The sequence below is a fragment of the Pseudomonas oligotrophica genome (genome assembly GCF_021726475.1).
Classification (GTDB): Bacteria; Pseudomonadota; Gammaproteobacteria; order Pseudomonadales; family Pseudomonadaceae; genus Stutzerimonas; species Stutzerimonas oligotrophica.
Genome location: NZ_JAKJRU010000001.1, coordinates 430,671 through 453,028 on the forward strand (window position 1 = coordinate 430,671; position 22,358 = coordinate 453,028).

Here is a 22,358-nt window from a genome sequence, read left to right on the forward strand (position 1 = left end):
GCATCAGCCGCCTATTCGTCGGGGGAAGGGCACGCGTCCGACCTTGGTGCCGGTTTGCCAACCTGATCGTTGCAGGCGTTGCGGCAAAAAACTCAGGAAGCATGAAATGTCATCGACTCACTGTAGTCCAAAGGGTTCGAATACCGCGCGGCGTCGGCCGGCGGGCGTGGAAGCAGTGCAGGCAGGAGCGACAACGATGGCCGAGACGGATGCCGATCCCCTCACACCTCTGCTGGATGAGCCGGTGCAGCGACGGTTGCCCTTCGCCTTTGCCCGCCGGCACGGCGTGCTGCTGCTCGAGCAGGACGACGTGCCGAGCCTTGGCCTGCGCCCGGGCGCCGCGCTGACCGCCGTGCAGGAGGCGCAGCGGGTGCTGGGCCTGCGCCTGCCGCTGCGCTGGCTGTCGCAGGAGGCGTTCGACCAGGCCCTCGGCGCGGCCTACCAGCACGACTCGTCCTCGGCGATGTCGGTGGTCGAGGGCATCGGCAACGACCTCGACCTGCACAGCCTGGCCGACCAGATCCACGAGACCGAGGACCTGCTCGAGCAGGAGGACGACGCGCCGATCATCCGCCTGATCAACGCCATCCTCGGCGAGGCCATCGCCGAGAATGCCTCGGACATCCATATCGAGACCTTCGAGAAGCGCCTGGTGATCCGCTTCCGCGTCGACGGCATCCTCCGTGAGGTGGTCCAGCCCAAGCGCGAGCTGGCGGCGCTGCTGGTCTCGCGGATCAAGGTCATGGCGCGGCTGGACATCGCCGAGAAGCGCATCCCCCAGGACGGGCGCATCTCGCTCAGGGTCGGCGGCCGCGAGGTGGACATCCGCGTGTCCACGCTGCCCTCGGCCAACGGCGAACGCGTGGTGCTGCGCCTGCTCGACAAGCAGGCCGGGCGCCTGACCCTGCGCCACCTGGGCATGAGCGAGCCGGACCGGCGCCTGCTCGAGCAGACGGTGAAGAAGCCGCACGGCATCATCCTCGTCACCGGGCCGACCGGCTCGGGCAAGACCACCACGCTCTACGCCGCGCTGAGCACCCTCAACGACCGCACGCGCAACATCCTCACCGTCGAGGACCCGATCGAGTACAACCTCGAGGGCATCGGCCAGACCCAGGTCAACACCAAGGTCGACATGACCTTCGCCCGCGGCCTGCGCGCGATCCTGCGCCAGGACCCGGACGTGGTGATGGTCGGCGAGATCCGTGACCAGGAGACCGCCGACATGGCGGTGCAGGCCTCGCTGACCGGCCACCTGGTGCTGTCGACGCTGCACACCAACAGCGCCATCGGTGCGGTCACGCGGCTGGTGGACATGGGTGTCGAGCCGTTCCTGATCGCCTCGTCGCTGCTCGGCGTGCTCGCCCAGCGCCTGGTGCGGGTGCTCTGCGACGACTGCAAGCGGCCCTATGTCGCCGATGCCGCCGAATGCGCGCTGGTCGGCGCCGACCCCGCCGCGCCGCCGACGCTCTACCACGCCGAGGGCTGCGCGGTGTGCCGCAACCTCGGCTATCGCGGGCGGACCGGCATCTATGAACTGGTGGTGTTCGACGATCGCCTGCGCAGCATGGTGCACACCCGCGCCAGCGAACAGGACATGCTGCGCCACGCCCGCGAACTCGGCCCGGGCATCCGCGAGGACGGCATGCGCAAGGTGCGCGAGGGCGTGACCACCATCGAGGAAGTGTTGCGGGTGACCCGTGAGGAATGAGGGGATGAGGGTGTTTCCGGCTCGCCTGCAGGGGCATCGGCAGCCTGGGCGAAGCGGCGCGGCGGCGCCGTTCGCGGCCAAGGCCGCTCCTACCGATCGGTGCTGCCGCCGCCTGTGTGGGAGCGGTCTCGACCGCGAACCCGCCCTGTGGGAGCCCGTCTGATGGCCGCCTTCGAATACCTCGCCCTCGACCCGCGCGGGCGCCAGCAGGAGGGCCTGATCGGGCCTGGCCGCCCGCTGCGGCGGCTGGGTGATCGGCAATCGGCGCCCTTTGCGGGCTCCTGCGCGGCCAAGGTCGTTCCTACCGATCGGTGCTGCCGTTGCCTGTGTGGGAGCGGTCTCGACCGCGAACCCGCCCTGTGGGAGCCCGCCTGATGGCCGCCTTCGAATACCTCGCCCTCGACCCGCGCGGGCCCTGGCAGGAGGGCCTGATCGGGCCTGGCCGCCCGCTGCGGCGGCTGGGTGATCGGCAATCGGCGCCGTTTGCGGGCTCCTGCGCGGCCAAGGCCGCTCCTACCGATCGGTGCTGCCGCCGCCTGTGTGGGAGCGGTCTCGACCGCGAACCCGCCCTGTGGGAGCCCGTCTGATGGCCGCCTTCGAATACCTCGCCCTCGACCCGCGTGGGCGCCAGCAGAAGGGCCTGATCGAGGCCGACAGCCCGCGCCAGGCGCGCCAGCTGCTGCGCGACCGGCAATGGGCGCCGCTGGAGGTGAAGCAGGCCAGGTCCAAGGAGGATGTCAGCGGCGGCAGCTTCAGCTTCGGTCGCGGGCTGTCGGCGCGCGACCTGGCGCTGGTCACCCGCCAGCTGGCGACCCTGGTGCAGGCCGCGCTGCCGATCGAGGAAGCGCTGCGCGCTGCGGCGGCGCAGTCGAGTTCGGCGAAGATCAAGTCGATGCTGCTGGCGGTGCGCGCGCGGGTGATGGAAGGCCACAGCCTGGCCGCGGCGCTGCGCGAATACCCATCGGCCTTTCCCGAGCTGTACCGCGCCACCGTCGCCGCCGGCGAGCATGCCGGGCACCTGGGCCTGGTGCTCGACCAGCTCGCCGACTACACCGACCAGCGCCAGCAGTCGCGGCAGAAGATCCAGCTGGCGCTGCTCTACCCGGTGATCCTGCTGGTCGCCTCGCTGGCGATCGTCTCGCTGCTGCTCGGCTATGTGGTGCCCGACGTGGTCAAGGTCTTCGTCAACACCGGCCAGGAGCTGCCGGCGCTGACCCGCGGGCTGATCGCCGCCAGCAACCTGGTCAAGAGCTGGGGCTGGCTCATCGTCCTCGTGCTGGTCGCCGGCGTGCTGGGCCTGCGCGCCGCATTGCGTGACCCGGCCTTGCGCCGGCGCTGGGATGCCCTGCTGCTGCGCCTGCCACTGGTCGGCCGGCTGAGCCGGGCGACCAACACCGCACGCTTCGCCTCGACCCTGGCGATCCTCACGCGCAGCGGCGTGCCGCTGGTCGAGGCGCTGTCGATCGCCGCCGCGGTGATCGCCAACCTGCGCATCCGCGACCGCGTGGTCGAGGCGGCGCAGAAGGTGCGCGAGGGCTCGAGCCTGACCCGCGCGCTGGAGGCCACCGGCGAGTTCCCGCCGATGATGCTGCACATGATCGCCAGCGGGGAGAAGTCCGGCGAACTGGACCAGATGCTGGCGCGTACCGCGCGCAACCAGGAGAACGACCTGGCCGCGCAGATCGCCCTGCTGGTCGGCCTGTTCGAGCCGTTCATGCTGGTGTTCATGGGCGCGGTGGTGCTGGTCATCGTGCTGGCGATCCTGATGCCGATCCTTTCTCTCAACCAACTGGTGGGGTAACCACGAATGAAGTTGCAACGACGCAGGCAGGGGGGCTTCACCCTCATCGAGATCATGGTGGTGGTGGTCATCCTCGGCATCCTCGCCGCGCTGGTGGTGCCGCAGGTGATGAGCCGGCCGGACCAGGCCAAGGTCACCGTCGCCAAGGGCGACATCAAGGCCATCGCCGCGGCGCTGGACATGTACAAGCTGGACAACTTCAGCTACCCGAGCACCCAGCAGGGGCTGGACGCGCTGGTGAGCAAGCCGTCCGGCAACCCGCAGCCGCGCAACTGGAACGCCGACGGTTACCTCAAGCGCCTGCCCAAGGACCCCTGGGGCAACGACTACCAGTACCTGGCGCCCGGCACCAAGGGTGCCTACGACCTGTTCTCCTACGGTGCCGACGGCAAGCCCGGCGGTTCGGAGCTGAACGCCGACATCGGCAACTGGGACCTCTGACGCATGCGCCGGCGCGCCCGCGCCTTCACCCTGATCGAACTGCTGGTGGTGCTGGTGCTGCTCGGCATCCTGGTCGGCCTGGCGGTGCTGGCCAGCGGCAGTTCGAGCAGCTCGCGCGAGCTGCAGGAAGAGGCGCGGCGCCTGGCGGCGCTGATCGGCGTGCTCTCCGACGAAGCCGTGCTGGACAGCCGCGAGTACGGCCTGCTGATCGGCGAGCACGGCTACCGGGTGCTGCGCTATGACGAGGGCGACGGCCGCTGGTACGAGGCGGAGCGTGTGCGCGGCCGCCAACTGCCGGACTGGATGCGCCTGGAGCTGGAACTCGACGGCGAGCCACTGCGCCTGGTCGCGCCGGCCGGTGGCGAGGACGACCGCGCCGGCCTGTCGCGCGAGGACGAACCGGCCCGGCGTCGGCGCGGCCCACGGCTGGAGCCGCAGCTGCTGGTGCTCTCCAGCGGCGAGCTGTCGCCGTTCACCCTGCGCTTGGCCGAGCGCCGCACCGGCGGCAACGCCTGGCGCCTGGCCAGCGACGGCCTGCGCCTGCCACAGGCCGAGCGCCTGGAGGCGCGCCGATGACGCGCGCGGCCGCCAGAGCCGGCGGCTTCACCCTGCTCGAAGTGCTGGTGGCGCTGGCGATCTTCGCCATGGTCTCGGCGGTGGTGCTGACCGCCGCCGGGCGCAGCACGAGCAACGCGGCGCGGCTGGAGGAGCTGACCCTGGCCAGCTGGATCGCCGACAACCGGATCACCGAGCTGCAGCTGCAGGACACGCCGCCAGCGCCCGGGCGTGAAACGACCGAGCTGGAATACGCCGGGCGCCAGTGGCAGACCCTGAGCGAGGTGCGTGCCGGGGCCGATCCCGACCTGCTGCAGGTCACCGTCTGGGTCGCGCTGGCCGAGCGCCGGCGCAGCAATCGTCCACTGCGCGAGCGCGCGGTGACCAGCCTGTCCGGCTTCATCGGGGTGCGCTGAGATGCCGTCGCGCCGCGCCGCCGGGTTCACCCTGCTCGAACTGCTGATCGCCATCGCCCTGTTCGCGCTGCTTGGCCTGGGCACCTACCGCATGCTCGAAGCGGTGCTGCAGAGCGACCAGGCCACCGCCGCCCAGGAGCAGCGCCTGCGCACCCTGAGCCGGGCGGTCTGGCTGTTCGAGCGCGACCTGCAGCAGGTCGCGCCGCGGCCGATCCGCGACGGCTTCGGCGACGAGGCCAATACCTTCATCGGCCAGGCCGAGGGCGAGGACGGTGCGCCGCTGCTGGAGCTGACCCGCAGCGGCTGGCGCAACCCCACCGGGCTGACCCGCGCCAACCTGCAGCGGGTGCGCTGGCGGCTGGCGGGCGAACGCCTCGAGCGGCTCTACTGGGTGGTGCTCGACCGCGACCTGGACAGCGCGCCGCGGGTGCAACGGGTGCTCGACCAAGTGACTGCCATGCAGCTGCGCTACCTCGACGAGAACGGCGCCTGGCACGAGGAATGGCCGCCGTTCGAGTTCGGCCGCGGCGGCACGCAGGATGCCGCCGAGCGCCTGCCTCGCGCCGTCGAGCTGGTGCTCGAGGTGCCGCGCTACGGGCGCATCAGCCGCCTGCTGCGCCTGCCCGACCCGCCGTCGCAGCAGAGCCAGGTGCAGCTGCCGGGCGCCGAAGGCGTGCCCGGCTCGCCCGACGAAGGCGCGCCGGAGCCGCCCGGGGTGGTGCCGCAATGAGGGCGCAGCGGGGCGTGGCGCTGATCACCGTGCTGCTGGTGGTGGCGCTGGTCACGGTGGTCAGCGCCAGCATGGTCGCCCGCCAGCAGCTGGCCATCCGCGTCGCCGGCAACCAGCTGCAGGCGCGCCAGGCCTGGCACTACGCGCTCGGTGGCGAGGCGCTGGCGGCGGCGATCCTGCGCCGCGACCTGCGCGACGGCGGCCAGCAGAACGCCGGCATCGACCATCCGGGCGAAGCCTGGGCGCAGCCGCGGCCGGCCTACGCGGTGGATGGCGGCGAGATCCGCCTGCGCATCGAGGACCTGGCCGGGCGCTTCAACCTCAACAGCCTGGTGAAGAACGGCCAGGCCGATGCGGCCGGCGTCGAGCAGTTCCGCCGTCTGCTCGCCCGGCTGCAGATCAGCGAGCCCTATGCCGAGCGGCTGGTGGACTGGCTGGACGCCGACCAGGAGCCGAGCGCCGCCGAGGGGGCCGAGGACGGCGCCTACCAGCTGGCTGAGACGCCCTATCGCGCGGCCAACCGCCGGCTGTTCGATCTCTCCGAGCTGCGCCTGTTGCTGGGCATGCGCGAGGAGGACTTCCAGCGCCTGGCGCCGCATGTCGCCGCGTTGCCCGACGAGGCCGTGCTGAACGTCAACACGGCCAGCGCGCTGGTGCTGTCCAGCCTCGGCGACGCGCTCACCCCGGGTGCCGCCGAGGCGCTGGTGGTGCAGCGCAACAGCGCGCCGTTCACCGACACCGCCGCCTTCCTCGCCCAGCCGGCCATGGCCGGGACGACGCTGCAGGGCACCGCCATCGCCGTTGGCAGTCAATTCTTCCAGGTCACCAGCGAAGTGCACCTGGGCGACCGCCGCCTGGCGCTGGTCAGCCTGCTGCAGCGCGAGCAGGACGGCGGCGTCCGCGTACTCTGGCGCAACCTCGGGCAGCCGCCGCGGCTGCCCGCCACATCCGCAGAAGGAGAGCCCTGACCATGGATTGCCTGTTCCTGCCGGCCGACTGCCCGGCGCGCCTCGCCGAGGCGACGCCGGTCTGCTGGCTGCCTGCCGAAGGCCCGGCCCGCCAGGTGCACCTGGCCGAGGTCGCGGCGGCGGCGCCTGCGGCGCTCAGCCTGGTCGTGCCGATCGAGTGCTGCAGCGCCTTCGCCGTCGCCCTGCCGACGCGCAAGGCGCGCTGGCTGGCGCAGGCGCTGGCCTATGCCGCCGAGGAACTGCTCGCCGAGAGTGTCGACGAGCTGCACCTGAGCCTCGGCGAGGTGCTCGAGGATGGCCGCTACCGGGTCATCGCCATCCGCCGCCAGCTGCTCGCCGGCTGGCTGGAAGACCTGCGCGCGCAGGGCCTGTCGGTCGTCGCGATCCATGTCGATGCCGACCTGCTGCCGCGCGAGGCCACCCAGCTGCTGCTGATCGGCGAGCGCGGGCTGCTTGGCGGCAGCCCCGAGCCGCGCCTGGCGTTCGCCGCCACGCAGTGGCCGCTGCTCGCCGAGGGCTGCCCGGCGCCGCGTCACGCCCACGGCGATGCCGCCGCCGCGCCGCCGCTGGTGGACGACTACCAGCCGCTCGAGGAGCCCTACCGCCTGCTGGCCACCCACCGCGCGGCGGCCGTCAACCTCGCCCAGGGCGAGTTCGCCGTCGAACTCGGCGGCAGCGGCCTTAGCTACTGGAAGCCGCTGCTGGCCACCCTCGGGCTGATCCTGGTGGTGCAACTGGGCTTCAACCTGGCCCAGGGCTGGTACTTCGACCGCCAGGCCGAGGCCTACGGCGAGGCCAGCCTGGCGCTGTACCGCGAGCTGTTCCCGCAGGACACCCGCATCGTCGACCTGCGCGCGCAGTTCACCGACCACCTCAGCCGCGGCGCCGGCGGCCAGGCCGGTTTCCTGCGCCTGCTCGAGCACGTCGCCAACGCCCTCGCCGAGGGCACTCCGGTGACGGTGAGCCAGGTGGACTACAACGAGGACCGCGGCGACCTGGCGTTGCAGGTGCAGGCCGGCGACTTCGCCGCGCTGGAGCAGTTGCGCCAGCAGCTGGCGCAGGCCGGGCAAGCCGTGCAGCTCGGCTCGGCCAGTCGCGACGGCGCCGGTGTCAGTGCCCGGGTGGTGATTGGAGGTGGTGCATGAACCTTGCGCAGCAACTGACCGTGCGCCTGGCCGACTCGCCGCTGTGGCAACGCTGGCAGCGCCTGGCGCCGCGCGAGCGCCTGGCCCTCGGCCTGCTCGCCGCGTTCCTGCTGGGCGTGCTGTTCTGGCTCTGGCTGTGGCTGCCGGCCGAACGCGCCGCGCAGCAGGCGCGCGACAGCTATCTGGCCCAGCGCGACCTGCACCGTTACCTGGAGCAGAACACCGACCTGGCCCGCCAGCTGGGCGGCAGCAGCGAGGCGCCGAGCCTGGCGCCCGACCAGCTGCAGGGGCTGATCACCCAGAGCGCGCAGCAGAGCAACCTGTTGATCGAGAGCTTCGACAACGGCGCCGACGGCAGCCTGCAGGTCAGCCTGCCGGGCGCCTCGGCAGCGCTCTTGCTGCGCTGGTTCGACGAGCTGCAGGCACTCGGCGTGCGCCTGGCCGAGGTCAGCCTGGAGCGCGTCGGCGACGGCCAGGTCAATGCCCGGGTGCGCTTCGCCGCCGGTTGATCAGCCGCGGGTGCTGCCGCCGTCGAGCTCGCGCATCAGCAGGCCGTAGGCCAGCTCGACGCCTTCGGGCACCGGCAGGTAGACGGTGTGGCCGTCGCCGGGGGCGACCTCGATGGCCTCGCCGCGGCTGTTCTGCAGCCTTTCCAGGCGCAGGTTGAGGTTGCCCTGCGGGGTCATCAGCTCCAGCTTGTCGCCGACCGCGAAGCGGTTCTTCACCTTGACCTCGGCCAGGCCGTTGCGCCGCTCGCCGGTCAGTTCGCCGACGAACTGCTGGCGCTCGGAGAGCGAGAAGCCGCGTTCGTAGTTCTGGTACTCATCGTGCACGTGGCGGCGCAGGAAGCCCTCGGTGTAGCCGCGGTGGGCCAGCGATTCGAGGGTGTCCATCAGCGACTTGTCGAACGGCCGGCCGGCCACCGCATCGTCGATCGCCTTGCGGTAGACCTGCGCGGTGCGCGCCACGTAGTAGTGGCTCTTGGTGCGGCCCTCGATCTTCAGCGAGTGCACGCCCATCTGCACCAGGCGCTCGACGTGCTGCACGGCGCGCAGGTCCTTGGAGTTCATGATGTAGGTGCCGTGCTCGTCCTCGGTGGCCTCCATGAACTCGCCGGGGCGCGTGACATCCTCGAGCAGGAATACCTGGTCGGTGGGCGCGCCGACGCCGAGGGTCGGCGCCGTTTCGGCCGGCTGCACGGCGATCGGCTCATAGAGGTGCACCGCGTTGCCGAGTTCGTCTTCCTTGGCCTCGTGGGTCTTGTATTCCCAGCGGCAGGCGTTGGTGCAGGTGCCCTGGTTGGGGTCGCGCTTGTTGATGTAGCCCGACAGCAGGCAGCGGCCGGAATAGGCCATGCACAGCGCGCCGTGGACGAAGACTTCCAGCTCCATGCCCGGCACCTGTTCGCGGATCTCGCCGATCTCCTCCAGCGATAGCTCGCGCGAGAGGATCACCCGCGACACGCCCTGGCTTTCCCAGAACTTCACCGTCGCCCAGTTCACCGCGTTGGCCTGCACCGAGAGGTGGATGGTCTGCTGCGGAAAATGCTGGCGCACCAGCATGATCAGCCCCGGATCGGACATGATCAGCGCGTCCGGGCCCATCGCCACCACCGGCTCCAGATCCTTGATGAAGGTCCTGAGCTTGGCGTTGTGCGGGGCGATGTTGACCACCACGTAGAACTGCTTGCCCAGCGCGTGGGCCTCGTCGATGCCGAGCTTGAGGTTGGCGTGGTCGAACTCGTTGTTGCGCACGCGCAGGCTGTAGCGCGGCTGCCCGGCGTAGACCGCGTCGGCGCCGTAGGCGAAGGCGTAGCGCATGGATTTCAGCGTGCCGGCGGGCGACAGCAGTTCGGGGCGGAAGGCGGTGGACATGGCGCGGTGACTCGGCGGGGCGGAAAAGCGGCGATTCTACCGCCGAACGCCGCAGCGTGCGCCCCGCACGCTGCGGCGGCGACGAATCGCCAGCGGCCGGACAGCCAGACGCCGGGCGCGGCGGAACCGGGCCCGGCGTCTGGCGATGGCGGCGATCAGGCGGCGGCGATCACGTCGCCATGGTTCTCCGGCTCGATCAGCGCGCGGTGCAGCGCGGCGACCGCGGCGTCGTAGTCCTCCTCGTTGACCACGCACTGCATCTCCACCTGGCGGATCGACTGGTGCACCGCCTGGATGCTGATGCCGGCCTCGGCCAGCGCGGCGACGGTCTTGGCGAGGATGCCCTTGACCTTGAGGTCCGAGCCGATCGCCGAGACGATGGCCACGTTGTGCACGCTGACCTCGGCCGCCGGGTACTGCTCCTCGATCAGCCGCGCGGCGCGGTTGATCAGCTTGCGCGAGCCGGAGGCGTAGTAGGTGATGCTGTTGGCGTCCGAGTCCTTGTTCACCACGTAGAGCTTGAGCTGCTTGAGCAGCTTGGTGATCTCGATGTCGTAGGCCACGTCGCCGAGCATGTCCTGGTCGAACACCTCGATGCCGAAGACGTCCTTGCGCCCGGCGATGATCTCCACGCAGGGCTTCTCGCTCTTGTAGTCCTGGCTGATCAGGGTGCCGGCGTGGTGCGGCTCGAAGGCGTTCTTGATGCGCAGCTCGATGCCGGCACGGCGCAGGGTCTTGGCCGCGCGCGGATGGATCGCCTCCATGCCGAGGTTCGACAGCTGGTCGGCGACGTCGTAGTTGGTGCGGCCGATGGTCACCACCTTGTCGGCGCCGACCAGGTTCGGGTCGGCCGAGGAGAGGTGGAACTCCTTGTGGATGATCGCCTCGCGGGCGCCGGTGGCGGCGGCGATCTGGGCGAAGGTGATCTCGCTGTAGCCGCGGTCGAAGGTGCTCATCAGGCCTTCGCTGCAGTGCGTGTAGCCGGTGGCGACCACCAGTTCGCGGCTGAAGTCGATGCCGTCGAAGCTGGTGCGGATCATCTCCTCGAACGGCAGCGGGCTGTCGCGGTGCCAGCCGGTGAGGTCGGCCAGGCGCGCGCTGACGCCGCGCTGCTTGAGCGCCAGCACCGAGTTGAAGGCGCTGTGCGCCTCGCCGAGGGAGGCGAGCATCTCGCGCACCTTCATCAGGTGCTCGGAGAGCTGGAAGTGCCCGTAGCTGCACAGCTTGTGCAGGCTGTGCATGCACTCGGCGGCATCGTCGATGCGCTTGTTGATGAACTGGTTGGCGGCATGCAGCTCGAACTCGCCGGCGAACAGCTCGGCGTTCTTCTCCAGCATGCGCTGGCGCACCTGCTCCAGGCTGTCGCGCCAGGCTTCCTCGTTCTGCGCGTCGGCGAAGCGTTGGTAGACGCCCGGCTCGCCGGTCTTCTTGTGCTCGAGCAGCAGGTTGGTCATGCCGCTGTAGGCCGAGACGACGAAGATGCGCTGGTACAGCGCGTCGCCTTCGCGGGGGCCGATGAAGATGGTGTCGAGGACTTCCTCGAAGCGGCTCATCGAGGTGCCGCCGATCTTTTCTACGGTGTGCATCGTTTCGTTGCGTCCGGTTCTGCAGGCCGTGGACGGGGCCGGGCGCAGGTGGCGCTCGTGCAGTCGACAACCTTGGTGAGAGTCATCCCTGGCCCGGGGTCGGCGACCCTGGGCGGCAGAGGAGAGCGGGGCTCGTCGATCAGACGAACCCGCGGGCGTCAGAGATACCTTTGCGGCTCGATACGCAGCGCGGTGAAGTCCTCGCGCTCGGCGACGAACGCCGGGCGGGGTGCCTGCTGGCAGAACGGAGCCTGCACGGCATTATCCACATGGTTGTAGACGTAGAACAGGTTGCTGCGCGCGCTGGGGGTGATGTTGCCGTTGGAGCCGTGCATGGTGTTGCAGTCGAAGAACACCACGCTGCCGGCCGGGCCGGTGGCGCAGTCGATGCCGAAACGGCTGGCCAGCTCGGCCAGGCTGTTCTCGTCGGGCACGCCGATCTCCTGCTTGCGCAGCGACTTCTCGTAGTGGTTCTCCGGCGTGGCACCGACGCAGCGCACGTAGTGCCTGTGCGAGCCGGGCATCAGCATCAGCGGGCCGTTGTGCGGCGAGTTGTCGGTCAACAGGATCGAGCACGACAGGCAGCGCATGCGCGGCATGCCGTCCTCGACGTGCCAGGTCTCGAAATCCGAGTGCCAGTAGAACTCCTTGCCCTTGAAGCCGGGCTTGAAGTTCATCCGCGACTGATGGACATACACGTCGCCGCCGAGGATGAAGCGAGCGATGCCGGCGATGCGCTCGTCCGCCGCGACGCGGGCGAACAGGGCGTTGTCCTTGTGGATGGCGAACACCGAGCGGATCGCGCCGCTGTCGGGTTCCTGGATGGTCTTGCCGGAGCTGGCCACCGCCGGGTCCTGGCGCATGCGCTCGAGTTCGGCGCGAAACAGCGCGACCTCGTCGGCGCTGAACAGCCCGGGGATGACCAGGTAGCCGTCGCGCTCGAAGCGCTGGATCGACTCGGCGGCGATGGGCGCGTGCTCCAGGTCGCTGCGGTACACGACCGGGTCCAGGCGCTCCTGCCAGCGCGGCTGGTCTTCGTGGCGCGAGGGGTACAGGTCGTCTGCTGCGCTGCGCATGTGGTCCTCCTTTATATCTGGGCGGGGCGCCGGGGCGCCCCGCGCCTCGCTCAGGCGAGGGTTTCGGCCTCCAGCGGATAGACACCGCTTGCGTCGTGGACTTCGCGGCCATTGAGCGGCGGGTTGAACACGCAGGCCAGCTTCATGTCCTCGCTGCCGCCGCGCAGCAGGTGCTCGTCGTGCTGGTCGAGCACGTAGAGCGTGCCCGGCTCGATCCGGTAGATCTTGCCGTCGGCGATGGTCTCGATCTCGCCATTGCCGCTGATGCAGTACACCGCCTCGAAGTGGTTCTGGTAGTGGATGTGGGTCTCGCTACCGGCGTAGATGGTGGTGATGTGGAAGGAGAAGCCGACCTTGTCGTCCTTGAGCAGCATGCGCGTGCTGTCCCAGGTACCGGTCTGGCTGTGGACCTTGCGCTCGGTCTTTTCGCACTCGGCCAGGGTTCTGACGATCATCGCGGTGTCCTCAGGAAGCTTGGTTGGCAGCCTGCTCGCCCATCACGGCGGCGAAGGCCTTGTCCAGGATGTTCAGCGCCTTGTCGATCTGCGCCTCGCTGATCACCAGCGGGCAGAGGCACTTGACCACTTCGCTGTGGGCGCCGCTGGTCTCGACCACCAGGCCGTCGGCGAACGCCTGGCGGCACACCGCGGCGGCGATCTCGCCGTCCGGGCAGCTGATGCCGAGCATCATTCCGCGGCCCTTGAGGAACAGCGAATCCGGGCCGTGGCGGCGGATGATGCGCTGCATGCCGTCGGCGATGCGCTTGCCCTTGGCCTTCACGCTGCCGGAGAACTCATCGGTCTGCCAGAAGTGCTCGAGCGCCGCGGCGGCGGTGACGAAGGCGTGGTTGTTGCCGCGGAAGGTGCCGTTGTGCTCGCCCGGCTGCCACTGGTCCAGCTCCTGGCGCAGCAGCACCATGGCGAACGGCAGGCCGTAGCCGGACAGCGACTTGGACAGGGTGACGATGTCCGGCTTGATGCCCATCTCCTCGAAGCTGAAGAAGCTGCCGGTGCGGCCGCAGCCGGCCTGGATGTCGTCGACGATCAGCAGCATCCCGTGCTTGAGGCAGAGCTTTTCCAGCTTGCGCATCCACTCGGCCGAGGCGACGTTCAGGCCGCCCTCGCCCTGCACCGTCTCGACGATCACCGCGGCCGGCTTGTCGATGCCGCTGGACGGGTCGGACAACAGCTTGTCCATCATGCCGATGGTGTTGGTCTTGTCGCCGAAGTAGTTGGCGTAGGGCATGCGGCTGACGTCCGCCAGGCCGGTGCCGGAGGCGCCGCGGTGATGCTGGTTGCCGGTCGCCGCCAGGGCGCCGATGCTGCAGCCGTGGAAGCCGTTGGTGAAGCTGATGACGTTGCTGCGCCCGGTGACCTTGCGCGCCAGCTTCAGCGCCGCTTCCACCGCGTTGGTGCCGGTCGGGCCGGTGAACTGCATGCGGTAGTCGGCCATGCCGCGCGGCTCGAGGATCAGCCGGGCGAAGGTCTCGAGGAAGCGCTCCTTGGCCGCGGTGTACATGTCCAGGCCGTGGGTCACGCCGTCCCCTTCGATGTAGTCGAGCAGCGCCTGCTTGAGCTGCGGGTGGTTGTGCCCGTAGTTCAGCGTGCCGGCACCGGCGAGGAAGTCGATGTAGTGCTTGCCGTCGGCGGTGATCAGTTCGGCGCCGCGGGCCTGCTTGAAGATGACGGGGAAGGAACGGCAGTAGCTGCGAACCTTGGATTCTCTGAGTTCGAAAGTTTTCATGCGGGCTCCTTGAGCTCTTCTTCGAGTCGGGAAATGTCGAACGGACCGGCGCGATAGAGCACCTCGTCCTCGTGCTTGCCGGCGAAGTGGCTGTCGCGGCCGAACAGCGTGCGCGTCTGCGCCTCGACGCCGAGGCGGGCGAAGGCGCGGCGGAACAGCGCCTGGGACGCGCCGTTGTCCGGCGAGATGGTGGTTTCCAGGTAGCGCACGTCGTGTGCCCGGGCGACCCGGCCGACCAGTGCCAGCAGCATGCGCAGGGCCAGGCCCTGGCCACGCATCGAGCCGTCCACGGCCACCTGCCAGACGAACAGGGTGTCCGGGCGTTGCGGTGGGCGATAACCGGAGATGAAACCGACCAGCTGACCTTCGGCGGTCTCGGCGGCGATGGCGGTATCGGCGAAGTCGGAACACTGCAGCAGGTTGCAGTACACCGAGTTGCTATCGAGGGGCTGGCAGCGCGCCACCAGCTGATGAAGGGGGTAACCGTCGCCGTCGGTTGGACGACGGAGCAGTACGGTGGTGAAACTCAAAACAATGCCTTTTGGGTTGTTGATTGAATTCCTTTTTAGGGTAGGCATATCCGCAAAGTTTTCTCAACCCTCAACTTCCCGAGAGGGTCGTGAATGCGCCGCGGATATTGGCCGATGACGGCGAAGTTTCAGCTAGTTATGCGGGTTAGTTCGAGTGCAGTTTGCGCTCGGGGTTCCCGGCGATGGGTGCGGGCGCGTCCGGGCGGCGTCGAGGTGGCTGCCAGGATGACCGGGCGAACGGGCTGCAGGCCTTGTATTGCAAGGCTTTCAAGGAAATTCAGGAGCGTTGCCAGGGGCGTCCGGCATGGCCGTCGAGCGCGGCCGCGGGGGCACCTGGCCGGCGTGCTGGACGCCGGCAAATATCGCCCGCTGAACTTCGCTGGCAGCGCATGCGCATCGGCGAAGTTCGGCGGCTATTCAGGTGCGTGAATATTTTCTCGATATGTCGAGTGGTGCAGGAAGTTGCGCGGTGCAACTTGGCCGCCTCGCGGGAAGTTGCAGGCCGTCTGCCATGGGAGTTCACGGCGATATGCGGCGCAAGTTCAGTGCCACCACTGGTGGCCATGGCGTTCGAGCAGCTGGCGGGCCTGCTCGGGACCGTCCTCGCCGGCCGGGTAGGGGCGCGGCTTGCGGTAGTGGCCCTGCCAGCCCTTGAGGATCGGATCGACCCAGCGCCAGGCCGCCTCTACCTCGTCGCGGCGCATGAACAGCGTCGAGTCGCCCTCGATCACGTCCAGCAGCAGGCGCTCGTAGGCGTCCCAGCGCCGGGTGCTGCTGAAGGCATGCGCCAGGTTCAGATCCAGCTCCACCGGCTCGAGCTGCATGCCCTTGCCCGGCGCCTTGGCCATCAGCTGCAGGCTGATGCATTCGTCCGGCTGCAGGCGGATCACCAGGCGGTTGACCTCGCCCTTCTTGAACAGCATGTGCGGCACCGGCTTGAAGGTGATGATGATCTCCGAGCGCTTGCGCGCCATGCGCTTGCCGGTGCGCAGGTAGAAGGGCACGCCGGCCCAGCGCCAGTTGTCGATCTCGGCCTGCACCGCGACGAAGGTCTCGGTGTCGCTGTCGTTGTCGACGTTGGCCTCGAAGTAGTAGGCCGACACCTCCTGGCCGCCGATGCGGCCGGCGCCGTACTGGCCGCGCACGGTCTTGTCCTGCACGTCCATGCCGGTGACCGGCTTGAGCGCCTCGAGCACCTTGACCTTCTCGTTGCGCACCGCCTCGGCGGTGAAGCGCACCGGCGCCTCCATCGCCACCAGGCAGAGCAGCTGCAAGAGGTGGTTCTGCAGCATGTCGCGCATGGCACCGGCGTGGTCGTAGTAGCTGCCGCGGTTTTCCACGCCGAGGGTCTCGGCCACGGTGATCTGCACGTGCTCGATGTGCCCGGCGCGCCAGATCGGCTCGAACAGCGCGTTGGCGAAGCGCAGCGCCATGAGGTTCTGCACCGTCTCCTTGCCCAGGTAGTGGTCGATGCGATAGATGCGCGGCTCGGCGAACACCTGGCCGATGGCGGCGTTGATCGCCTGCGCCGATTCCAGCGAGTGGCCGATCGGCTTCTCCAGCACGATGCGCGCCTGCGGGTCGGCCAGCCCGGCGCTTTCCAGGTGGCTGGCGATGGGCTCGAAGAGGTCCGGCGCGGTGGCCAGGTAGTAGACCCGCACACGGTTGCCGCTGCGGCCCAGATGGTGTGCCAGGCGGACGAATTCGCTGCGCTGGGTGGCGTCCAGCGGCAGGTAGTCCAGGCGCTCGGCGAAGGCCTGCCAGGCCTCGGTGGTGAAGTCGCCACGGGCCACCTGGGCGCGACAGTGGCGCTCGGCCAGGGCCAGGTAGGCGGCACGATCGAGCTTCTTGCGTGCCAGCGCGAGGATGCGCACGTCGCGGTGCAGGCGGCCCTCGCGATGCAGGTGGTAGAGCGCGGGGATCAGCTTGTGCAGAGCCAGGTCACCGGTCCCGCCGAACACGAGCATGTCACAGGAAATCGACACGGCATCACTCCAGGTGCGTAAGTGGGCAAAAAACGGCCGGATTGTTGGGCGCCGGCAGAGGGCTTGTAGTATAACTACCGACCCACTACAACCCGCTGGCCGGGTGGCCGGACGCGCTGCGCCCGGCGGTCGCCAGCCGATCATAGCGAGCCCGCCCTGTGAACCTGCTGCAACACATCGCCCAATCCCGAAGCCAGCTGCGCAAATCGGAGCTCAAGGTCGCCGATCACGTGCTGCTCGACCCGGCGGCGGTCATGCACAGTTCCATGGCCGACCTGGCGCACACCGTCGGCGTCAGCGAGCCGACCATCGTGCGTTTCTGCCGCGCCATCGGCTGCCTGGGCTTCCAGGACCTCAAGCTCAAGCTGGCGCAGAGCCTGGCCGCCGGGGCCAGCTTCGGGCAGTTCTCGATCAGCGAGCAGGACGCCATCGGCGACATCAGCCAGAAGATCTTCGACACCACCCTGCACACCCTGATGGAGGTGCGCGAGCGCCTCGACCCCCAGGCCCTGGAGCGCGCCGTGACGGCCATCGCCCGCGCCGAGCGGGTGGAGTTCTACGGCTTCGGCGCCTCCGGCGCGGTGGCCACCGACGCGCAGCACAAGTTCTTCCGCCTGCTGCTCTCGGCGGCGGCCTACTCGGACCCGCACATGCAGGCGATGTCGGCGGTGACGCTCAAGCCGTCAGACGTGGCCATCTGCATCTCGCAGTCCGGGCGTTCCAAGGACCTGCTGATCACCGCCAACGTGGTCCGCGAGACCGGCGCCACGCTGATCACCCTGTGCCCGAGCCAGACGCCGCTGGCCGAGCTGGCGACCATCAACCTGGCGATCGACGTGCAGGAAGACACCGAGATCTACACGCCGCTGACCTCGCGCATCGCCCACCTGGTGGTGATCGACGTGCTGGCGATGGGCGTGGCCATGGCGCGTGGGCCGAGCCTGGTCAACCACCTCAAGAGCGTCAAGCGCAGCCTGCGCAGCCTGCGCCTGTCGCCCAAGACGGTGAAGCACGACGACTGAGGCGCGCCGCGGCGACCGCTGCGCCGCGGTCATCGGCCTGTCGGCAAGCTGCAATCACCCGGTCATCTGGCCGGTGGAAGCTGGAACTCCCGAAACCTCTCGCCGGGAGACACGCCATGCTGCCGAACATCGACGAATCCGTTTCGCCACTCGACGCCAAGGCCCGCCGCAAGGCCCAGGACGTGCGTCGCATGCGCTACCGCCGCGCCATCGAGAGCTACGCCGAGCAGCGCCGCCTGCAGGCCCTGCTCGACCCCTTCGCCGAGCCCTCGGCGCTCACTGCGCAGCAGGCCTGGGCGCAGAACCGCCGAAGCGTGTCGCCAGCGCACTGATCTGCGCGCGGCGGTCGCGGATAAAGGCGAAGAACGCCTGGGCCACCGGGCTCAGGCGCTTGCCGCGGGCATGCGCCACGCACCAGCTGCGGTACAGCGGCAGCTCCTCCACCGGCAGCTCGCGCAGCAGGCCGTGACCGAGCTCCAGGCTCGCCGCATGGCGCGGTAGCAGGGCCACGCCGAGGCCGGCGATGGCCGCCTCGCGCAGGGCGTCCAGCGAGGCGATTTCCACCGTCTGGGCGAAATGCGCACGCTTCTGCTGGAAGTATTCCTCGCAGGCCTTGCGCGTGCCCGAGCCCTGCTCGCGGATCAGCAGCGGGTAGGCGGTGAGGTCCTGCAGGGTCAGGCTGGCGGCGTTGCACAGCGGGTGCTCGGGCGGCGCCACCGCGATGATCGGGTTGTTCAGGAAGGGCAGGAACTCCAGGGCGATCTCGGTGGGCATCAGCGACATGATCACCAGGTCGTCGCGGTTGTCGGCCAGGCGCTTGATCACCTGGGCGCGGTTGACCACCGTCAGCTGCAGGCCGACCTCCGGATGCTGCTGCTTGAAGGCGGCGAACAGGTGCGGGACGAAGTACTTGGCGCTCGATTCCACCGCCAGGTTGAGCTGGCCCTGCAGCGAGCCGCGCAGGTCGGAGAGCTGCATGTCGAGGCTCTCCAGGCGGCCGAAGATGTCGCCGCTGGCCCGGCGCAGCGCCTCGGCCGCCTCGGTCAGGTAGAGCTTGCGGCCGACGTACTCGAACAGCGGCTGGCCGACCAGCTCCTCGAGCTGGCGGATCTGTGAGCTGACCGCCGGCTGGGTCAGGGCCATCTCCTCGGCGGCACGGCTGTAGGAGCGCGTCTCGCAGACCGCGCTGAACACCTGCAGCTGGCGCAGGGTCATGCGCATCAGGGACTTCCGCATGGGCTCCTCCGTTGCCGTTCCCGGCTTCGATTCCGCTGACCGAACGATCAGAAAACATCCGCTGAAGGGTGCCTCAGGCACCGTCGTTGCGCTTGTATAAGTCTTTTCTTATGGTCGGGCAAACAATTATTCATTTCTATTGATCGACAGCGCCGGCGTAGGGTGAAAAACGCGCTCCACGAGCGCCCACCGGCCCGCTACGGGCCACCTGATCATCGATCCGAGGGAAGACAGCGTGATCAAGAAGCTGCTGATCGCCAACCGCGGGGAAATCGCCGTACGCATCGTGCGTGCCTGCGCCGAGATGGGCGTACGCTCGGTGGCGGTGTTCTCCGAGGCCGACCGCCATGCGTTGCACGTCAAGCGTGCCGACGAGGCGCATTTCATCGGCGAGGACCCGCTGGCCGGCTACCTGAACCCGCGCAAGCTGGTGAACCTGGCCGTGGAGACCGGCTGCGACGCGCTGCACCCGGGCTACGGCTTCCTCTCCGAGAACGCCGAGCTGGCGGAGATCTGCGCCCAGCGCGGGATCAAGTTCGTCGGCCCCTCGGCCGAGGTGATCCGCCGCATGGGCGACAAGACCGAGGCGCGCCGTTCGATGATGGCGGCCGGCGTGCCCTGCACGCCCGGCACCGAGGGCAACGTCGCCGACCTCGAGGAGGCGCTGCGCGAAGCCGGGCGCATCGGCTACCCGGTGATGCTCAAGGCGACCTCCGGTGGCGGTGGCCGTGGCATCCGTCGCTGCAACTCGCAGGAAGAACTGACCCAGGCCTATCCGCGGGTGATCTCCGAGGCGACCAAGGCCTTCGGCAGCGCCGAGGTGTTTCTGGAAAAGTGCATCGTCGAGCCCAAGCACATCGAGGCGCAGATCCTCGCCGACAGCTTCGGCAATACCGTGCACCTGTTCGAGCGCGACTGCTCGATCCAGCGGCGCAACCAGAAGCTCATCGAGATCGCCCCCAGCCCGCAGCTGACCCCCGAGCAGCGCGCCTACATCGGCGACCTGGCGGTCAAGGCGGCCAAGGCGGTGGGCTACGAGAACGCCGGCACCGTGGAGTTCCTGCTCGCCGATGGCGAAGTGTACTTCATGGAGATGAACACCCGGGTGCAGGTCGAGCACACCATCACCGAGGAAATCACCGGGATCGACATCGTCCGCGAGCAGATCCGCATCGCCTCGGGCCTGCCGCTGTCGGTCAAGCAGGAAGACATCCAGTACCGCGGCTATGCGTTGCAGTTCCGCATCAATGCCGAGGACCCGCGCAACAACTTCCTGCCCTGCTTCGGCAAGATCACCCGCTACTACGCACCGGGAGGCCCGGGCGTACGCACCGACACGGCGATCTACACCGGCTACACCATCCCGCCGTACTACGACTCGATGTGCCTGAAGCTGATCGTCTGGGCGCTGACCTGGGAAGAGGCGCTGGCGCGCGGCTCGCGGGCGCTCGACGACATGCGCGTGCAGGGCGTGAAGACCACCGCCACCTACTACCAGCAGATCCTGGCCGACGCGGAATTCCGCAGCGGGCAGTTCAACACCAGCTTCGTCGACAACCATCCGGAACTGCTGAACTACTCGATCAAACGCAAGCCGGGCGAACTTGCCCTGGCCATCGCCGCCGCCATCGCCGCCCACGCAGGCCTGTGAGGACCACACCCATGAGCAAGAAAATCAGCGTTACCGATACCATCCTGCGTGATGCCCACCAGTCGCTGCTGGCGACCCGCATGCGTACCGAGGACATGCTGCCGATCTGCGACAAGCTCGACCGCGTCGGCTACTGGTCGCTGGAAGTCTGGGGTGGCGCGACCTTCGACGCCTGCGTGCGCTTCCTCAAGGAAGACCCCTGGGAGCGCCTGCGCCAGCTCAAGGCGGCACTGCCCAACACCCGCCTGCAGATGCTGCTGCGCGGGCAGAACCTCTTGGGCTACCGCCACTACAGCGACGACGTGGTCGAGGCGTTCGTCGCCAAGGCCGCGGAGAACGGCATCGACGTGTTCCGCATCTTCGACGCGATGAACGACGTGCGTAACCTGGAAACCGCCATCCGCGCGGTGAAGAAGGCCGGCAAGCACGCCCAGGGCACCATCGCCTACACCACCAGCCCGGTGCACACCGTCGAAGCCTTCGTCGAGCAGGGCCGGCAGATGGCGGCGATGGGCATCGACTCCATCGCCATCAAGGACATGGCCGGCCTCTTGACCCCCTTCGCCACCGGCGAGCTGGTCAAGGCGCTGAAGGCGGCGCTGCCCGAACTCGACGTGGTGGTGCACTCGCACGACACCGCCGGCGTGGCCAGCATGTGCCAGCTCAAGGCGGTGGAGAACGGCGCCGACCGCATCGACACCGCGATCTCCTCGATGGCCTGGGGCACCAGCCACCCGGGCACCGAGTCGATGGTCGCCGCGTTCAAGGGCACCCCGTACGACACCGGCCTGGACCTGGAACTGCTGCAGGAGATCGGCCTGTACTTCTACGCGGTGCGCAAGAAGTACCACCAGTTCGAGAGCGAATTCACCGGCGTCGATACCCGCGTGCAGGTCAACCAGGTGCCCGGCGGGATGATTTCCAACCTCGCCAACCAGCTCAAGGAGCAGGGCGCGCTGCACCGCATGGACGAAGTGCTGGCCGAGATTCCCAAGGTGCGCAAGGACCTCGGCTACCCGCCGCTGGTCACCCCGACCTCGCAGATCGTCGGCACCCAGGCGTTCTTCAACGTGCTCGCCGGCGAGCGCTACAAGACCATCACCACCGAGGTGAAGTACTACCTGCAGGGCCGCTACGGCAAGGCGCCGGCGCCGGTCTGCGAGCGCCTGCGCTTCCTCGCCATCGGCAGCGAGGAGGTCATCGATTGCCGCCCGGCCGACCTGCTCCAGCCCGAGCTGGCCAAGCTGCGCAAGGAAATCGGCGAACTGGCCAAGAGCGAGGAGGACGTGCTGACCTACGCCATGTTCCCGGACATCGGCCGCAAGTTCCTCGAGGAGCGCGAAGCCGGCACCCTGCAGCCCGAAGTGCTGCTGCCGATGCCCGGCGTGGCCGCGGCGCCGGCCCAGGGCGGCGTGCCCACCGAGTTCGTCATCGACGTGCACGGCGAGAGCTACCGCGTCGACATCACCGGTGTCGGCGTCAAGGCCGAGGGCAAGCGCCACTTCTACCTGTCCATCGACGGCATGCCGGAAGAGGTGGTCTTCGAGCCGCTCAACGAGTTCGTCGGCGGCAGCGGCGGCGGCCGTCGCCAGGCCAGTGCGCCGGGCGACGTCAGCACCACCATGCCGGGCAACGTGGTCGACGTGCTGGTCAAGGAAGGCGACGTGGTCAAGGCCGGCCAGGCGGTGCTGGTCAGCGAGGCGATGAAGATGGAGACCGAGATCCAGGCACCGATCGCCGGCACCGTGAAGGCGGTTCACGTCGGCAAAGGTGACCGGGTGAACCCGGGCGAAGTCTTGATAGAGATCGAGGCCTGATTCCAAGAAAGTCCCTTGGGAGCCCTGGTGGCTCCCTTTTTTCAGGCCGGATGAAGGCCAGGGAAGGTTGC

At 68.8% G+C, this 22,358-nt stretch carries 21 protein-coding genes and 1 pseudogene; 14 read left to right on the forward strand and 8 right to left on the reverse strand.

What is annotated here, in order from left to right:
- Window positions 1-196 precede the first annotated feature (196 nt).
- From gspE to L3N39_RS02070, 10 genes and pseudogenes are all read left to right on the forward strand, one after another.
- Window positions 197-1,711 (forward strand): type II secretion system ATPase GspE, encoded by a 1,515-nt coding sequence (gene gspE / locus L3N39_RS02030; RefSeq protein ID WP_237255535.1) that lies wholly within the window; start codon window positions 197-199, stop codon window positions 1,709-1,711.
- 162 nt (window positions 1,712-1,873) lie between these two features.
- A pseudogene (locus tag L3N39_RS18940) lies at window positions 1,874-1,981 on the forward strand (hypothetical protein); the annotation flags it as partial.
- A gap of 316 nt (window positions 1,982-2,297) precedes the next feature.
- Window positions 2,298-3,512: a GspF family T2SS innner membrane protein variant XcpS gene (xcpS, locus tag L3N39_RS02035; protein ID WP_237255536.1), complete on the forward strand. Its 1,215-nt coding sequence runs from the start codon at window positions 2,298-2,300 to the stop codon at window positions 3,510-3,512.
- 6 nt (window positions 3,513-3,518) lie between these two features.
- Entirely contained in the window at window positions 3,519-3,953 is a 435-nt protein-coding gene (gene gspG, locus L3N39_RS02040) for a type II secretion system major pseudopilin GspG (RefSeq protein ID WP_237255537.1), read from the forward strand.
- 3 nt (window positions 3,954-3,956) lie between these two features.
- Window positions 3,957-4,529 (forward strand): type II secretion system minor pseudopilin GspH, encoded by a 573-nt coding sequence (gspH, locus tag L3N39_RS02045; protein ID WP_237255538.1) that lies wholly within the window; start codon window positions 3,957-3,959, stop codon window positions 4,527-4,529.
- A complete protein-coding gene (gene gspI / locus L3N39_RS02050) occupies window positions 4,526-4,924 on the forward strand; it encodes a type II secretion system minor pseudopilin GspI (RefSeq protein WP_237255539.1) in 399 nt (132 codons plus the stop codon). Before gspH ends, gspI begins: the two co-directional genes overlap by 4 nt.
- Window position 4,925: 1 nt before the next feature.
- The gene (gene gspJ, locus L3N39_RS02055) at window positions 4,926-5,654 is read left to right on the forward strand and encodes a type II secretion system minor pseudopilin GspJ (RefSeq protein WP_237255540.1); all 729 of its coding nucleotides are present in this window, start codon (window positions 4,926-4,928) and stop codon (window positions 5,652-5,654) included.
- Window positions 5,651-6,622, forward strand: a complete 972-nt coding sequence (gene gspK / locus L3N39_RS02060; RefSeq protein WP_237255541.1) for a type II secretion system minor pseudopilin GspK — start codon at window positions 5,651-5,653, stop codon at window positions 6,620-6,622. Before gspJ ends, gspK begins: the two co-directional genes overlap by 4 nt.
- A 2-nt stretch (window positions 6,623-6,624) precedes the next feature.
- On the forward strand, window positions 6,625-7,767 hold the full coding sequence (gspL, locus tag L3N39_RS02065) for a type II secretion system protein GspL (protein ID WP_237255542.1): 1,143 nt from the start codon (window positions 6,625-6,627) through the stop codon (window positions 7,765-7,767).
- Entirely contained in the window at window positions 7,764-8,276 is a 513-nt protein-coding gene (locus tag L3N39_RS02070; RefSeq protein ID WP_237255543.1) for a type II secretion system protein M, read from the forward strand. Before gspL ends, L3N39_RS02070 begins: the two co-directional genes overlap by 4 nt.
- On the opposite strand, the gene yegQ is transcribed toward L3N39_RS02070, so the two are convergent.
- The 7 genes from yegQ to zwf form a co-directional block, all read right to left on the reverse strand.
- On the reverse strand, window positions 8,277-9,641 hold the full coding sequence (yegQ, locus tag L3N39_RS02075) for a prephenate-dependent tRNA uridine(34) hydroxylase TrhP (protein ID WP_237255544.1): 1,365 nt from the start codon (window positions 9,639-9,641) through the stop codon (window positions 8,277-8,279). It abuts the gene before it with no gap.
- 155 nt (window positions 9,642-9,796) lie between these two features.
- A complete protein-coding gene (locus L3N39_RS02080; protein ID WP_237255545.1) occupies window positions 9,797-11,227 on the reverse strand; it encodes an aspartate kinase in 1,431 nt (476 codons plus the stop codon).
- A 158-nt stretch (window positions 11,228-11,385) separates the two neighbouring features.
- Window positions 11,386-12,303 (reverse strand): ectoine hydroxylase, encoded by a 918-nt coding sequence (gene thpD / locus L3N39_RS02085; protein WP_237255546.1) that lies wholly within the window; start codon window positions 12,301-12,303, stop codon window positions 11,386-11,388.
- Window positions 12,304-12,353: 50 nt separating this feature from the next.
- Window positions 12,354-12,758 carry an ectoine synthase gene (locus tag L3N39_RS02090; protein WP_237255547.1) on the reverse strand — a complete coding sequence of 135 codons (405 nt, stop codon included), beginning with the start codon at window positions 12,756-12,758 and terminating at the stop codon, window positions 12,354-12,356.
- A gap of 10 nt (window positions 12,759-12,768) precedes the next feature.
- Window positions 12,769-14,046, reverse strand: coding sequence for a diaminobutyrate--2-oxoglutarate transaminase (ectB, locus tag L3N39_RS02095; protein ID WP_237255548.1), 1,278 nt, complete (start codon window positions 14,044-14,046; stop codon window positions 12,769-12,771).
- Window positions 14,043-14,558 carry a diaminobutyrate acetyltransferase gene (gene ectA, locus L3N39_RS02100; RefSeq protein ID WP_237255931.1) on the reverse strand — a complete coding sequence of 172 codons (516 nt, stop codon included), beginning with the start codon at window positions 14,556-14,558 and terminating at the stop codon, window positions 14,043-14,045. Before ectA ends, ectB begins: the two co-directional genes overlap by 4 nt.
- Before the next feature lie 560 nt (window positions 14,559-15,118).
- The gene (gene zwf / locus L3N39_RS02105; protein ID WP_237255932.1) at window positions 15,119-16,543 is read right to left on the reverse strand and encodes a glucose-6-phosphate dehydrogenase; all 1,425 of its coding nucleotides are present in this window, start codon (window positions 16,541-16,543) and stop codon (window positions 15,119-15,121) included.
- A gap of 176 nt (window positions 16,544-16,719) precedes the next feature.
- Here zwf and hexR point away from each other — a divergent pair, with 176 nt between their 5' ends.
- Window positions 16,720-17,583: a transcriptional regulator HexR gene (gene hexR, locus L3N39_RS02110; RefSeq protein ID WP_237255549.1), complete on the forward strand. Its 864-nt coding sequence runs from the start codon at window positions 16,720-16,722 to the stop codon at window positions 17,581-17,583.
- 116 nt (window positions 17,584-17,699) lie between these two features.
- Window positions 17,700-17,915 (forward strand): PA3496 family putative envelope integrity protein, encoded by a 216-nt coding sequence (locus L3N39_RS02115; protein ID WP_237255550.1) that lies wholly within the window; start codon window positions 17,700-17,702, stop codon window positions 17,913-17,915.
- Here the strand turns inward: L3N39_RS02115 and L3N39_RS02120 are convergent.
- On the reverse strand, window positions 17,860-18,804 hold the full coding sequence (locus tag L3N39_RS02120; RefSeq protein ID WP_237255934.1) for a LysR family transcriptional regulator: 945 nt from the start codon (window positions 18,802-18,804) through the stop codon (window positions 17,860-17,862). The two genes, L3N39_RS02115 and L3N39_RS02120, sit on opposite strands and share 56 nt — an antisense overlap.
- Before the next feature lie 250 nt (window positions 18,805-19,054).
- On the opposite strand from L3N39_RS02120, the gene L3N39_RS02125 reads away from it, so the two are divergent.
- Together L3N39_RS02125 and oadA are read left to right on the forward strand one after the other, a co-directional pair.
- Entirely contained in the window at window positions 19,055-20,470 is a 1,416-nt protein-coding gene (locus L3N39_RS02125) for an acetyl-CoA carboxylase biotin carboxylase subunit (RefSeq protein WP_237255551.1), read from the forward strand.
- Window positions 20,471-20,481: 11 nt separating this feature from the next.
- Window positions 20,482-22,287, forward strand: coding sequence for a sodium-extruding oxaloacetate decarboxylase subunit alpha (gene oadA / locus L3N39_RS02130; RefSeq protein WP_237255552.1), 1,806 nt, complete (start codon window positions 20,482-20,484; stop codon window positions 22,285-22,287).
- Window positions 22,288-22,358: the final 71 nt, after the last annotated feature.

Excerpts from the sequence above, each read along its gene's own strand:
- gspE (WP_237255535.1), top strand. The coding sequence starts at position 197 with ATGGCCGAGACGGATGCCGATCCCCTCACACCTCTGCTGGATGAGCCG.
- gspL (WP_237255542.1), top strand. The coding sequence starts at position 6,625 with ATGGATTGCCTGTTCCTGCCGGCCGACTGCCCGGCGCGCCTCGCCGAG.
- L3N39_RS02120 (WP_237255934.1), bottom strand. The coding sequence starts at position 18,804 with ATGCGCATGACCCTGCGCCAGCTGCAGGTGTTCAGCGCGGTCTGCGAG.
- oadA (WP_237255552.1), top strand. The coding sequence starts at position 20,482 with ATGAGCAAGAAAATCAGCGTTACCGATACCATCCTGCGTGATGCCCAC.
- gspG (WP_237255537.1), top strand. The coding sequence starts at position 3,519 with ATGAAGTTGCAACGACGCAGGCAGGGGGGCTTCACCCTCATCGAGATC.
- gspJ (WP_237255540.1), top strand. The coding sequence starts at position 4,926 with ATGCCGTCGCGCCGCGCCGCCGGGTTCACCCTGCTCGAACTGCTGATC.
- L3N39_RS02115 (WP_237255550.1), top strand. The coding sequence starts at position 17,700 with ATGCTGCCGAACATCGACGAATCCGTTTCGCCACTCGACGCCAAGGCC.
- L3N39_RS02070 (WP_237255543.1), top strand. The coding sequence starts at position 7,764 with ATGAACCTTGCGCAGCAACTGACCGTGCGCCTGGCCGACTCGCCGCTG.
- gspI (WP_237255539.1), top strand. The coding sequence starts at position 4,526 with ATGACGCGCGCGGCCGCCAGAGCCGGCGGCTTCACCCTGCTCGAAGTG.
- gspH (WP_237255538.1), top strand. The coding sequence starts at position 3,957 with ATGCGCCGGCGCGCCCGCGCCTTCACCCTGATCGAACTGCTGGTGGTG.
- L3N39_RS02080 (WP_237255545.1), bottom strand. The coding sequence starts at position 11,227 with ATGCACACCGTAGAAAAGATCGGCGGCACCTCGATGAGCCGCTTCGAG.
- zwf (WP_237255932.1), bottom strand. The coding sequence starts at position 16,543 with ATGCTCGTGTTCGGCGGGACCGGTGACCTGGCTCTGCACAAGCTGATC.
- yegQ (WP_237255544.1), bottom strand. The coding sequence starts at position 9,641 with ATGTCCACCGCCTTCCGCCCCGAACTGCTGTCGCCCGCCGGCACGCTG.
- gspK (WP_237255541.1), top strand. The coding sequence starts at position 5,651 with ATGAGGGCGCAGCGGGGCGTGGCGCTGATCACCGTGCTGCTGGTGGTG.
- ectB (WP_237255548.1), bottom strand. The coding sequence starts at position 14,046 with ATGAAAACTTTCGAACTCAGAGAATCCAAGGTTCGCAGCTACTGCCGT.
- L3N39_RS02090 (WP_237255547.1), bottom strand. The coding sequence starts at position 12,758 with ATGATCGTCAGAACCCTGGCCGAGTGCGAAAAGACCGAGCGCAAGGTC.
- thpD (WP_237255546.1), bottom strand. The coding sequence starts at position 12,303 with ATGCGCAGCGCAGCAGACGACCTGTACCCCTCGCGCCACGAAGACCAG.
- xcpS (WP_237255536.1), top strand. The coding sequence starts at position 2,298 with ATGGCCGCCTTCGAATACCTCGCCCTCGACCCGCGTGGGCGCCAGCAG.